Here is an 11,496-nt window from a genome sequence, read left to right as displayed (position 1 = left end):
GGCCGAGGCGGCGCTGCGGCGCATCGCGCTGGCCGTCACCAAGTACTGGGTGTGCAAACGGGCCCCCGCGCACGCGGCCGAGGCGCTGGAATGCCTGGGCGGGAACGGATACGCCGAGGAATCCGGCATGCCGCGGCTGTACCGGGAGGCGCCGCTGATGTCGATCTGGGAGGGCTCGGGCAACGTCGCGGCACTGGACGCGTTGCGCGCCATGGGACGTCAGCCGGAGACGGTCGAGGCGTACTTCAACGAGGTGTCGCGGGCCAAGGGCGAGAACCCGCGACTGGACGACGCGATCGCCCGGGTCGGCAAGGAGCTGTCGGACCTCGACGACATCGAGTACCGCGCCCGGCGGGTCGTGGAACTGATGGCGCTCGTGCTCCAAGGCGCGCAACTGGTGCGCCACGGGCACCCCGCCGTCGCCGACGCGTTCTGCGCCACCCGGCTCGGCGACGACTGGGGCATCGCGTTCGGCACGCTGCCGACGGGAGTGGACACCGGCGCGATCATCGAGCGCGCCTTCGTCTGAGCCGCTTGTCCAGTTCACGGCGGCCGGTTCGTTCGACCCCGGTCCCCGTGGGCGTCGTGTCGCGGCTCGAGCGCCGTTGCGCGGGCCGCCGTCCGGCATCGGTTGCGGGACGGGCGATAGCGGCGCGAGTCTCTGCCGCTCGCGCATCCCGGCGCAGGTTGTGCCGGAATCCTGGACGACGGTTCGAAACCCGCTCGACCAGCACCGTGTCGCGGTGTGCGAGCGGCGGTGCGGAAACGGTCGGCGCCGGTAGTGTTGCGGCGGTGGCAGCGGAGTTCGTGCGGCGACCGGTGAGCTGGTTGGTCCGGCGGGTGCTCGAGCGGGCAGCGCAGCGGCGATATGTGCTCGGTATCGCGGGGCCGCCGGGGGCGGGCAAGTCCTCGTTGTCGGTCGAGTTGCGTGACGCTATCAACGCCGAGGCGGGCGGCATGGTCGCCGAGATCGCACCGATGGACGGATATCACCTGGACAACGACGTCCTGCGGGCGACGGGAAGCCTGGCGCGCAAGGGTGAACCGGACACCTTCGACGTCGACGGCTACGTCGCGGGATTGCGGCGCCTGCGCGACACGCCGGTGGGCGAGCCGGTGCCGTGGCCCACGTTCGACCGGTCCATCGATGCGCCGGTGCCCGGCGGCGTGGTGCTCGATCAGCAGCCCGTCGTCCTGACCGAGGGCAACTACCTGCTGCTCGACGACTTCGCGGGGCGGCGGTGGTCGGCGGTCCGCGCATTGCTCGACGAATGCTGGTACCTGGACGCGGCGCGTGACGTGATCGAGCATCGTCTGCTGGAAAGGCATATTCGTGGTGGTCGCACACCCGCGGCGGCGCGCGACAAGGTACGCGACAGCGACTTACGCAACGCGGATCTCGTCGCGACCACCAGGGAGCGCGCCGACCTCGTGCTGCGCAGGCAGGCGGACGGCTACGCGGTGCGCGAGCGCTGAGGACGCGACGCGCCGCACGGGGTCGACGCAGGGGCGCTGCACACCCCCGATTCCCGCGCCGATTGGCCGAGACGAGGCACTTCGGCAACGTGGTGATGCTGCGCTATCTCGCCGATCGAGCAGCCCACACGCTCGATGCCATTACATCGATCGTTTCGTCAGGATCGGAACTCCAGCCGTTCCCACGCCAGTGCTGTGCGCCAGCCCTCGCGCTGAAATGCCCAATCCTGAACGGTCTTCACCACGGTGTCGAATGCGGGGGAGAAGACGCTGCCCCACGGAGCGTCGTCGCGGATGGCGGCATGGAAATGCGCGTCCGGTCCGCCGTCGCGAAATTCGACGAGGTAGCCGCGACCCCGGTCCGGATCGACCTGGTCATCGAGGTGAACCTGGATGTAGTAATCCCCGGGTTCCGGGCCGTCGAGCCGGTCGACGATCACGAACGGCACACTCAGGTTCATGTCCGCGAGAATGTCGTGCAACTGCGTCTCGGAGGGATTGTCGATAGTCCGGTAGGAATCTGTCGCCACGACGCGCGGCGATGTGGTCTGGTCTCCGGTCACCCCGAGCAGGATACGGCGGATACGGGTCGCGTCTCGGTCGGTGCGTGGCGGCGGTGGGTATCGTCCGCGCGACTCGACGGCGATCGGTCACGCCCGCGGCGACCACTTTGCCGGCGTTCCGGACGGCGCGCTGGCCTTCCTGCGGCATGATCCGGGCAGATGATGGGGGAATGACGGAGCATCGCGCAGTCGGCAGGTCATCGCGCGTTCTGCACAATGTGTCGGCCGTGGTGTGCGCTCTGCTGTTCTATTACTTCCTGCCGCTGGAGATCGAGCCACTCGGCCACCCCGCGGGGGTGGCCGGGCTCGTCGCCTTCGTCGTCGGCGTCGCGGGCCTGATCTGGCTGGCCCGCTGGCGCATCCGCCGCTACTTCCTCGATCCGCGGGCGACCGCCGGGCGGGTCAACGACGTGTTGCTCGTGGTCTGCGTCGTGGTGACGTTCTTCGCCCTGTACTACTACATACTCGAGCAGCATGCCCCCGGCCAGTTCGACGGCCTGCACACGCGCACCGACGCGCTCTACTACACGATCGTCACCCTCGGAACCGTCGGCTACGGCGACGTGCACCCCGTCGGGGCCGCGGCGAGAGTGGCCACCATGGTCCAGATCGTCTTCGACCTGGGCGTCATCGGCACCTTGATCGCGATAGGCACCTCGCATATCGTCCGGCGACTCGACGAGGCGCAGCGGAAACACCCGCCCGGCGGGGTCGCCTAGCGTCGCGGGCGAGATCAGCGGTGCGCGCGGTACCAGCGGATGAGCGAGTCGGTGGAAGAATCGTCCTGGGGTTCGGGTTCTTCCGCCGCGGTGAGCAGCGGGGCCAAGGCGAGCGCCTGCTGCTTGCCGAGTTCGACACCCCACTGGTCGAAGCTGTCGATGCCCCAGATGACGCCCTCCACGAAGACCTGGTGCTCGTAGAGCGCGATGAGCTGACCGACGACCGACGGGGTGAGCCGCGGCGCGAGGATGGTGGTGGAGGGGCGGTTGCCCGGCATCACCTTGTGCGGCACCACCGCGGGATCGGCGCCCTCGGCGGCGATCTCCTCGGCGGTCTTGCCGAACGCGAGCACCTTGGTCTGCGCGAACAGGTTGCTCATCAGGATGTCGTGCATGCTGCCGGTGCCGTCGCTGGTCGCCAGATCGTCGGTGGGTTGCGCGAATCCGATGAAGTCCGCCGGGACGAGCCGGGTGCCCTGGTGCAGCAACTGGTAGAAGGCGTGCTGGCCGTTGGTGCCCGGCTCCCCCCAGAAGATCTCGCCGGTGGAGGTGGTGACCGGGGTGCCGTCGGCGCGCACCGATTTTCCGTTGGACTCCATGGTCAACTGCTGCAAATAGGCCGGGAAGCGCGCCAGATCGTTCGAATACGGCAGCACCGCGTGGGCTTGGGCGCCGAAGAAATTGGAGTACCAGACGCCGAGCAGGCCGAGCAGCGCCGGGGCGTTCGCCTCCAGCGGCGCCTCGGCGAAATGCCGGTCCATCGCGTGCATACCGGCCAGGAACTCGGCGAAGCGCTCCTTGCCGATGGTCGCCATCACCGACAGGCCGATCGCGGAGGCCACCGAGTACCGGCCGCCGACCCAATCCCAGAATCCGAACATGTTCTCGGTGTCGATGCCGAACCGCGCCACCCGTTCGGCATTGGTGGACACCGCGACGAAGTGCTTCGCCACGGCCTGCTCGCCGAGCGCGCCGACCAGCCAGCGCCGGGCCGCGGTCGCGTTGGTGAGCGTCTCCAAGGTGGAGAAGGTCTTCGAGGCCACGATGAACAGCGTGGTGGCCGGATCGAGCCCGTCCAGCTTCGCGACCAGGTCGGCGGGATCGACATTCGAGACGAAACGGGCGCCGATCCCGGCGTCCTCGTAGTGCCGCAGCGCCTGGTGCACCATGACCGGGCCGAGGTCGGACCCGCCGATGCCGATGTTGACCACGGTCGTGATGCGCTCGCCGGTCGCCCCGCGCCACGCGCCGGAGCGCAGCGCGTCGGTGAACTCGCCCATCCGGCGCAGTACCTCGTGCACCTCGGCGCCCGCGTCGACGCCGTCGATGACCATCGTCTCGCCCTCGGGCAGCCGCAGCGCGATGTGGCCGACCGCGCGGTTCTCGGAGGTGTTGATGTGCTCGCCCCGGTACATCGCGTCCCGTCGCTCGGGCACACCCGCTTCGCGGGCCAATTCCGCCAGCAGATGTAGGGTTTCCCGGTTGACGCGGTGCTTGCTGTAGTCGATGTGCAGATCCGCCGCCTGGACGGTCAGCTCGCGGCCGCGCGCCGGATCGTCCGCGAAGAACTCCCTGAGGTGTCGGTCGGCGACGGTGCCGTGATGATCGTGCAGTTTCCGCCATGCCGCCGTCGCGGTGATGTCGCTGCTCACGTTCGCCGAGGGTACAAGCAGGCACGGCCGCGCGCACGGGTGCGTGCGCGGAGCGTCGGGTCCGCCGGTGCCGCCGGCACGGGAAGAATCCGCTGTGCCGCAGCGGACTTGCCGTGGTCGCGGGCACAGCCGCCGGTACGACGCGTGCCCCGCGCACGATCGGATCGGGACCGGAGTTCCGGGATCAGCCCTCGCCGGGAGGCATAGTCTGGCGGCATGGGCTCCGAACGTGAACTTCTCGAATCCGTACCGAAGCAGTTGTGGATCGCCGGGCGGCCCGTCGACGCCACCGGCGCAGGGACCTTCCCGGTCTACAACCCGGCGACCGGGGAGGTCCTGACGCACGTCGCGGACGCCACCCCGCAGGACGCGGTGCGCGCGCTCGACGCGGCCGTCGCGGCACAGGACGAATGGGCGGCCACGCCCGCCCGCGAGCGGGGCGAGATCCTGCGCGCGGTCTTCGAGCGGATCACCGCCCGCGCGGAGGAGTTCGCCTTGCTGATGACCCTGGAGATGGGCAAGGCGCTGCCGGAGAGCCGCAACGAGGTGCGTTACGGCGCGGAGTTCTTCCGCTGGTTCAGCGAGGAGGCCGCCCGGGTGCACGGGCGCTACCTGCACGCGCCGTCCGGTACCGGCCGGATCATGGTGCACAAGCAACCGGTCGGTCCCTGCCTGGCGATCACGCCCTGGAACTTCCCGCTCGCCATGGGCACGCGCAAGATCGGCCCCGCGCTGGCCGCGGGCTGCACGATGATCGTCAAGCCCGCCTCGGCGACGCCGCTGACCATGCTCGCGCTGGCGCAGCTGTGCAGCGCGGCGGGCTTGCCCGACGGCGTGCTGTCGGTGCTCACCTCCAGCCGCTCCGGCGCGGTCACCCAGCCGCTGCTCGACGATCCTCGGCTGCGCAAGCTCACCTTCACCGGCTCCACCGAGGTGGGCAGGAAACTGGTGGAGAAATCCGCGAACCAGCTGCTGCGCACCTCGATGGAACTCGGCGGGAACGCGCCGTTCGTGGTGTTCGACGACGCCGACGTGGATGCCGCCGTACAGGGCGCGATGCTGGCGAAACTGCGCAACGGCGGCGAGGCGTGCACCGCCGCAAACCGCTTCCACGTGCACGAGAGCGTGCTCGAGGAGTTCTCCGCCAAGCTGGTGGAGGCGATGGAGAGCAGCGTCCGGCTCGGACCGGGAGCCGACCCGGACACGACGCTGGGCCCGCTGATCAACGAGGAGCAGCTGCGCACGGTGAGCGAGCTGGTGGACGACGCCGTCGCGGCCGGCGCGCGGGTGCTGATCGGCGGCAAGGCGCCCGACGGCCCGGGCTGGTTCTACCCGGCGACCGTGCTGCGCGACGTCCCGCCGCAAGCCAGGATTCTGCGCGAGGAGGTTTTCGGCCCGGTCGCGCCGATCGTGGGCTTCCGGACCGAGGAGGAGGGACTCGCCGCCGCCAACGACACCGAATTCGGCTTGGTCAGCTACGTCTACACTCGCGACCTCGATCGCGCCCTGCGGATCGCCGAGGGCCTGGAATCCGGCATGGTGGGCGTGAACCGCGGCGTCATCTCCGATCCCGCGGCCCCCTTCGGCGGCGTCAAACAGTCCGGTTTCGGCCGGGAGGGCGGGATCGAGGGGATCGAGGAGTACCTGTCCACCAAGTACATCGCCCTCACCTGAGCGCGGCCAGGGCGCGAAGCGCTCGCCGCGCCCGGCCGCGGACATGAAACGACCGCCCCGGGGGGGTGACACCCGGGGCGGCCTGGTGGAAGCGGCGGTTCAGCGAGCGCGCCGCGCGTTGGTCAGGTCAGTGGCCGAGGCGACCGCGGCCGAGGCGAAGCAGCAGCATGGCGAGGGTGTGGCCTTCCTGGCCCAGCTCGCTGAACCGCTCCAGCACCTTCATCTCGCGACTGTGCACCAGGCGCGGCCCGCCCGACGCCATGCGCGTCCGGCCGATGATCCGGGAAATTTCCGTCCGCCGCTTGATCGCGGCCAGGATCTCGGCGTCGAGTCGATCGATCTCCTTGCGGAGCTTGTCGATCTCGGCCTCGGTCTGCGGCAACGCGGATTCGGACCCGGTCGTCGTGGCAGGGGTGCTCATCATTCATCTCCTCGTGTCAGAACATCGATCGGCGCGTGCCCGAGGCTCGTTACCGATCAGTTCTTTCACCGTGAAACAGACCTGGTGGGGCCTTGCATTGTCCCCCCAGAAAGGTGTGCTCAGGTACAGGCTCCGCGATCCCGGTGTCCGGCCGGCAGCCGAATCGGATGTCTTGCGGAAGCGCTGAGCATGTCGCCAGTGTGCCACGGGCTGGGGGGTATGCAAAACGGATACGTTTGGGAATCGCGGGAGAGTCGCAGGTCGTTTCGTCCGGGCTTCCCACCAGCGGGAGTTCACGCGCCGTTCAGTCATCCGGCGCCGAACCGATACCGATGTCCCCCGGGGCTTCATCTCTGTCGGTGGCCGCCGGTAGCGTGGATGGACGATGGACATCACGGTGGCTCCCCAGACGCAGGCCGGTCGGATCGCGCACCCGGACCCGACATCGAAACCGCGGTTCCCCGGCGGTGACGCGGCGGAGGGGTCGCGGCCCGCCGTCCTGCCCGAGGCGCCGCCGACGGACGCCGAACGCGAGCGGCAGCGCGTCGAGCGCGAACAGCGGCGCGCCGAGGAGGCCGACCGCCTGCTCGAGGGCCTGAACCCGCAGCAGCGGGCGGCGGTCGTGCACACCGGATCCCCGCTGCTCATTGTGGCGGGTGCGGGCTCGGGCAAGACGGCCGTGCTCACCCGCCGCATCGCCTATCTGCTGGCCGCCCGCGGCGTCACGCCGGGCCAGGTGCTGGCCATCACGTTCACCAACAAGGCCGCCGCGGAGATGCGGGAGCGGGTGACGGGACTGGTCGGGCCGCGTGCGAACAACATGTGGGTGTCGACGTTCCACTCCAGTTGCGTCCGCATTCTGCGCACCCAGGCGGCGCTGCTGCCCGGCCTGAACTCGAACTTCTCCATCTACGACGCGGACGATTCGCGGCGCCTGCTCACCATGATCGGCCGCGATCTCGACATAGACCCGAAGAAGTACTCGGCGCGCCTGCTGGCCACCGCTATCTCGAATCTGAAGAACGAACTCATCGATCCGGCCAGGGCCACCGCCGACGCGGAATCGGACGACACCGAGCTGCCCGGCCTGGTGGCCCGGGTCTACACGGAATACCAGCGCAGGCTGCGCTCGGCGAACGCACTGGACTTCGACGACCTGATCGGCGAGACCGTGGCCCTTTTGCAGAACCACCCGCAGGTCGCCGAGTATTACCGCCGCCGGTTCCGGCACGTACTGGTGGACGAGTACCAGGACACCAACCACGCGCAGTACGTCCTGGTCCGTGAGCTGGTGGGCCACCACGTGGACGAGACGGCCGAGGATCGGGTCCCGCCGAGCGAACTGTGCGTGGTGGGCGACGCCGACCAGTCCATCTACGCCTTCCGCGGCGCGACGATCCGCAATATCGAGGAGTTCGAGCGCGACTTCCCCGACGCCGAAACCATTCTGCTGGAGCAGAACTATCGCTCCACCCAGCACATCCTCTCCGCCGCCAACGCGGTGATCTCGCGCAACGAGAACCGGCGCGAGAAGAAGCTGTGGACCGATTCCGGCGAGGGCGACCTGATCACCGGCTACGTCGCCGACAACGAGCACGACGAGGCGTCGTTCGTGGCGCGCGAGATCGACCGGCTGGTCGACCAAGGCGAGGCCAACTACGGCGATGTCGCGGTGTTCTACCGCACCAACAACAACTCCCGCGCCCTGGAAGAGATCTTCATCCGGATGGGCCTGCCCTACAAGGTGGTCGGCGGCGTCCGCTTCTACGAGCGCAAAGAGGTGCGCGACATCGTCGCCTACCTGCGGGTGCTGGAGAACCCGGAGGACGCGGTGAGCATGCGCCGCATCCTGAACACGCCGCGGCGCGGCATCGGCGACCGCGCCGAAGCCTGCGTGGCGGTTCATGCCGAACAGCGCGGGATCGGTTTCGCCGCCGCGCTGCGCGACGCCGCCGAAGGCAAGGTGGCGCTGCTGAATACGCGCTCGCAGCGCGCCATCGCCGGTTTCCTCGACCTGCTCGACGAGGTCCGGGCCGCGGGCGAACGCGCGGAATCCGACTTTCCCGATGTGGGCAACGTGGTCGAAGCGGTGCTCGAGCGCACCGGTTATCGCGCCGAACTGGAGGCGTCCGACGACCCGCAGGACGGCGCTCGGCTGGACAACCTCAACGAATTGGTCAGCGTCGCACGGGAGTTCAGCTCCGAGGCGCACAACAACGCGGAGGCGGCCCGGCAGGAGGGATTGCTGCCCGAGGTCGGCGAAGGCGAGCCCGATCCCGGTTCGCTCGCCGCGTTCCTGGAGCGGGTCTCGCTGGTGGCCGACACCGACCAGATCCCGGATGAGGGCTCCGGCGTGGTCACGATGATGACGCTGCACACCGCCAAGGGGCTGGAGTTCCCGGTGGTGTTCGTCACCGGTTGGGAGGACGGGCAGTTCCCGCACATGCGAGCGCTCGGCGATCCGACCGAACTGGCCGAGGAACGCCGCCTCGCCTATGTCGGCATCACCCGGGCCCGGCAGCGGCTGTACCTGACGCGGGCGGTGGTGCGATCCGGGTGGGGGCAACCGGTGTCGAACCCGGAATCACGATTCCTGCAAGAGATTCCCGGTCACCTCATCGACTGGCGACGGCTCGAGCCTGCCGGATCGCCCGGGACCAGGGGTATCCGGCGGCGCGGCGGGGATGACGACGGCTTGGAGCGTGACTGGACGCGCGGCGACGGGTGGTCGCAGCAGCAGCGCCCCGGCTTGCGCGATCGTGGGCCGCGCAGGCCCGCTCCCGGCGGAGCCACCCGCAACAACACCAACTTGGTGCTCGCCGTGGGCGATCGGGTCAGCGACGACAAGTACGGCCTCGGCCGGGTGATCGCGGCCGAGGGCTTCGGCCCATTGGCCACGGTGACCATCGACTTCGGCACCGCGGGCAAGATCCGGTTGATCCCGCAGTACAGCCGCACGTTGGTCAAGCTCTGAGCCCGCGCGGCGGTCGCTCCGCGCGGGAGGGCTTTCGACCCTGCCGTGCGGTGGCGGTTCGCCGGTAAGGTCCGCGACATGGACACGGTCGCGCAGCACATCCTGTGGTTTCTGCCCATGCTGTGGCTCGGCATGGTGCTGGCCATCTCGTTCCTGGAAGCGCCGCTGAAGTTCCGCGCGCCTGGAGTGACCCTGCGGCTGGGTCTCGGTATCGGCCGTCTGGTGTTTCGGGCGTTGAACACCGCCGAGGCCGTGCTCGCGGTGTTGCTGGTGCTCGCCGCACTGATCGTGGCGGTGGGCACGGCGACGTGGCTGTGGCTGGGCGCGGCCGTGGCGCTGCTGGCCGTTCAGATCCTCGCGGTGCGCCCGCCGCTGTCCCGTCGCGCGGATCGCGTGCTGGCGGGCGAGGAGCTACCGCGCTCGCACGCGCACTACTGGTACATCGGCCTGGAGGTCGCCAAGGTCGTCGCGCTGCTCGGTCTCGCGATCGCGGCCACGCCGTAGGCTCGGTGGTCTCACCGGTCCGGCCGGTCGCCCATCTGGATCCCCGCCGCGTGTCGTAGCTGTGCGAGAAAAGTCGCCTTGTCGTCGCCTGCGAGGTAGTGCGCCACCGCCAGCCGCACGATCACGGCCGCGACGATCTCCGCGTCGTCGCGCTCGACCATGGGCGCGATGAGCCCGCGACCGACCGCACTCCGGCCGCAACCTCGGCTTCGGCTACGGCATCCACAGTTGTCTCGGCGCTGCCTTGGCACGGCTGGAAGGCCGGATCGCGCGGGCCTGCGCAGAGCGGCGCAAACCAGCGTCGCGGGCTGGACCAATGTGCCCGCCCACGTGCGGAATTGATCGTCAGTTGCTTGCGGCCGTGTGATCCGGGATTCCTGCCTCGGACAATTCGGCCGGACTCGTGCAGTGGTGACCAGCTGTTGGAACCGCAGGGAGTCGAGGCGGGCAAGGAGGCCCGGCACCGCAACGGGGCCGACCCGAGCGCGGTCTGCGCCGCCCTTGGGTCGAGCCTCGCAGGAACTGGTGTTATCCGGTGAAACTCTATTGCCAGTGGCCTTGAACAGTGCCGCGCCGACCTCACCGAGGGCAGGACGAGCTGCTGGGGTTGGGCAGACGGGAACTGCTGCGCTGCTAGGTGGAAGTATTGGCGTTCATCGTTGCGGTTTCCCTCTCGTGGTGGATCTCGGGTCGCTGTGGGTCAGGCATAGTCGGGTCGGCGGTGGGAGCCACCGAGTGCGCGCAGGGCGGTGGTGGAGCCGCCTAGGGGCAGCCAGGCGCGGGTGGCGAAGGTGGCGGCGGTGAAGAACAGGGGCATGGCCCATTTGTCGGGGCCGTCGCCGACGGCCATATGTGATGTGGCGGCGCCGCCGTAGACGAAGACCAGTCCGGCGTAGGCCCATTCCTTGGTGCGGGGGTGGCCGGGCGTGAGAATCGCGGCGAGTGCGGCGGTTTTGGCGACGCCGAGGATGGTGGCGAAGTACATGGGGTAACCGAGATGGTCGAAGGAGTCGCGGACATACGAGATCCGGGCGAGATCCCAATAGGCGCCGACCGCGGTTTCGGCCAGTACGGCGACTACTGGAACCCAGCGCGCGAGTTGCACGCCGCGGGAACGGATCAGTGAGGTGGTGCGAGTGGACATGACGTGTTGCTCCTGTGTGCATAGATGGGTCAGGCGGCGGCCGGGGAATCGGTGGCGATCGCGGCGCGGTGCACCACGGCGGCGAGCTGTGCGTTCTCGGGCGCGTTGAACGCGAAGGCGGCGCGGCGGCGGGTGTAGCCGTAGGCCAGACCGCTGTGCGGGTCGGCGAACCCGTCGGAGCCCGCGGAGCCTGCATGCCCGAAGGCGTGCGCGCCGAGAAACGGGTACAGCAGGCTCTTGGCTTCGAACCCCGGCGTGTAGGGGGCGCGGTCGCCCCGCACCAGGTCGGGGCCGCTGGAGTGGACGGCGGAGATGGTGGCGATGGTTTCCAGTGAAAGCAGCGGATCCCGGCCGTCGATGCCGGTGGTG

11 protein-coding genes and 2 pseudogenes are annotated in these 11,496 nt (G+C 69.3%); 7 read left to right on the top strand and 6 right to left on the bottom strand.

Annotation, left to right across the window (positions count from 1 at the left end):
- A partial coding sequence (locus ON27_RS23940) for an acyl-CoA dehydrogenase family protein (protein WP_043732145.1) occupies positions 1 to 529 on the top strand: 529 nt, incomplete at its 5' end.
- A gap of 263 nt (positions 530 to 792) precedes the next feature.
- The gene (locus tag ON27_RS23935) at positions 793 to 1,476 is read left to right on the top strand and encodes a nucleoside/nucleotide kinase family protein (protein WP_245560078.1); all 684 of its coding nucleotides are present in this window, start codon (positions 793 to 795) and stop codon (positions 1,474 to 1,476) included.
- A 158-nt stretch (positions 1,477 to 1,634) separates the two neighbouring features.
- Here the strand turns inward: ON27_RS23935 and ON27_RS23930 are convergent, their stop codons facing one another.
- Positions 1,635 to 2,039, bottom strand: coding sequence for a hypothetical protein (locus ON27_RS23930; RefSeq protein ID WP_051046943.1), 405 nt, complete (start codon positions 2,037 to 2,039; stop codon positions 1,635 to 1,637).
- Positions 2,040 to 2,209: 170 nt separating this feature from the next.
- Between ON27_RS23930 and ON27_RS23925 the strand changes: the two genes are divergently transcribed.
- Positions 2,210 to 2,758 carry a potassium channel family protein gene (locus ON27_RS23925; protein ID WP_051046942.1) on the top strand — a complete coding sequence of 183 codons (549 nt, stop codon included), beginning with the start codon at positions 2,210 to 2,212 and terminating at the stop codon, positions 2,756 to 2,758.
- 14 nt (positions 2,759 to 2,772) lie between these two features.
- On the opposite strand, the gene pgi is transcribed toward ON27_RS23925, so the two are convergent.
- Positions 2,773 to 4,410, bottom strand: coding sequence for a glucose-6-phosphate isomerase (gene pgi / locus ON27_RS23920; protein WP_043732141.1), 1,638 nt, complete (start codon positions 4,408 to 4,410; stop codon positions 2,773 to 2,775).
- A 216-nt stretch (positions 4,411 to 4,626) separates the two neighbouring features.
- On the opposite strand from pgi, the gene ON27_RS23915 reads away from it, so the two are divergent.
- A complete protein-coding gene (locus ON27_RS23915; protein ID WP_043732139.1) occupies positions 4,627 to 6,084 on the top strand; it encodes an NAD-dependent succinate-semialdehyde dehydrogenase in 1,458 nt (485 codons plus the stop codon).
- Positions 6,085 to 6,211: 127 nt separating this feature from the next.
- On the opposite strand, the gene ON27_RS23910 is transcribed toward ON27_RS23915, so the two are convergent.
- A complete protein-coding gene (locus ON27_RS23910) occupies positions 6,212 to 6,505 on the bottom strand; it encodes a chorismate mutase (RefSeq protein WP_062977356.1) in 294 nt (97 codons plus the stop codon).
- Between the two features lie 385 nt (positions 6,506 to 6,890).
- Here ON27_RS23910 and pcrA point away from each other — a divergent pair, with 385 nt between their 5' ends.
- Together pcrA and ON27_RS23900 are read left to right on the top strand one after the other, a co-directional pair.
- On the top strand, positions 6,891 to 9,479 hold the full coding sequence (pcrA, locus tag ON27_RS23905) for a DNA helicase PcrA (RefSeq protein WP_043732136.1): 2,589 nt from the start codon (positions 6,891 to 6,893) through the stop codon (positions 9,477 to 9,479).
- Positions 9,480 to 9,557: 78 nt separating this feature from the next.
- On the top strand, positions 9,558 to 9,983 hold the full coding sequence (locus ON27_RS23900; RefSeq protein ID WP_043732147.1) for a hypothetical protein: 426 nt from the start codon (positions 9,558 to 9,560) through the stop codon (positions 9,981 to 9,983).
- Between the two features lie 11 nt (positions 9,984 to 9,994).
- On the opposite strand, the gene ON27_RS43080 is transcribed toward ON27_RS23900, so the two are convergent.
- Positions 9,995 to 10,144 (bottom strand): hypothetical protein, encoded by a 150-nt coding sequence (locus ON27_RS43080; protein ID WP_157227298.1) that lies wholly within the window; start codon positions 10,142 to 10,144, stop codon positions 9,995 to 9,997.
- A 23-nt stretch (positions 10,145 to 10,167) separates the two neighbouring features.
- Here ON27_RS43080 and ON27_RS44880 point away from each other — a divergent pair.
- Positions 10,168 to 10,325: pseudogene (locus ON27_RS44880) on the top strand (cytochrome P450); the annotation flags it as partial.
- A 358-nt stretch (positions 10,326 to 10,683) separates the two neighbouring features.
- On the opposite strand, the gene ON27_RS23895 reads toward ON27_RS44880, so the two are convergent.
- Positions 10,684 to 11,127 (bottom strand): DoxX family protein, encoded by a 444-nt coding sequence (locus ON27_RS23895; protein ID WP_043732133.1) that lies wholly within the window; start codon positions 11,125 to 11,127, stop codon positions 10,684 to 10,686.
- 29 nt (positions 11,128 to 11,156) lie between these two features.
- Positions 11,157 to 11,496: pseudogene (locus ON27_RS23890) on the bottom strand (EstA family serine hydrolase); the annotation flags it as partial.

Origin of the sequence: Nocardia asiatica NBRC 100129, from assembly GCF_000308415.1 — a bacterium.
Taxonomy (GTDB): domain Bacteria; phylum Actinomycetota; class Actinomycetes; order Mycobacteriales; family Mycobacteriaceae; genus Nocardia; species Nocardia asiatica.
The sequence above is the reverse complement of the archived record's forward strand: the minus strand, read 5'-3'. Positions and strand labels throughout refer to the sequence as shown.

What these genes read in the sequence shown, in the direction of transcription:
- ON27_RS43080 (WP_157227298.1), bottom strand. Translation starts at nt 10,144, where the DNA reads ATGGTCGAGCGCGACGACGCGGAGATCGTCGCGGCCGTGATCGTGCGG.
- ON27_RS23910 (WP_062977356.1), bottom strand. Translation starts at nt 6,505, where the DNA reads ATGAGCACCCCTGCCACGACGACCGGGTCCGAATCCGCGTTGCCGCAG.
- pcrA (WP_043732136.1), top strand. Translation starts at nt 6,891, where the DNA reads ATGGACATCACGGTGGCTCCCCAGACGCAGGCCGGTCGGATCGCGCAC.
- ON27_RS23925 (WP_051046942.1), top strand. Translation starts at nt 2,210, where the DNA reads ATGACGGAGCATCGCGCAGTCGGCAGGTCATCGCGCGTTCTGCACAAT.
- ON27_RS23915 (WP_043732139.1), top strand. Translation starts at nt 4,627, where the DNA reads ATGGGCTCCGAACGTGAACTTCTCGAATCCGTACCGAAGCAGTTGTGG.
- ON27_RS23895 (WP_043732133.1), bottom strand. Translation starts at nt 11,127, where the DNA reads ATGTCCACTCGCACCACCTCACTGATCCGTTCCCGCGGCGTGCAACTC.
- ON27_RS23900 (WP_043732147.1), top strand. Translation starts at nt 9,558, where the DNA reads ATGGACACGGTCGCGCAGCACATCCTGTGGTTTCTGCCCATGCTGTGG.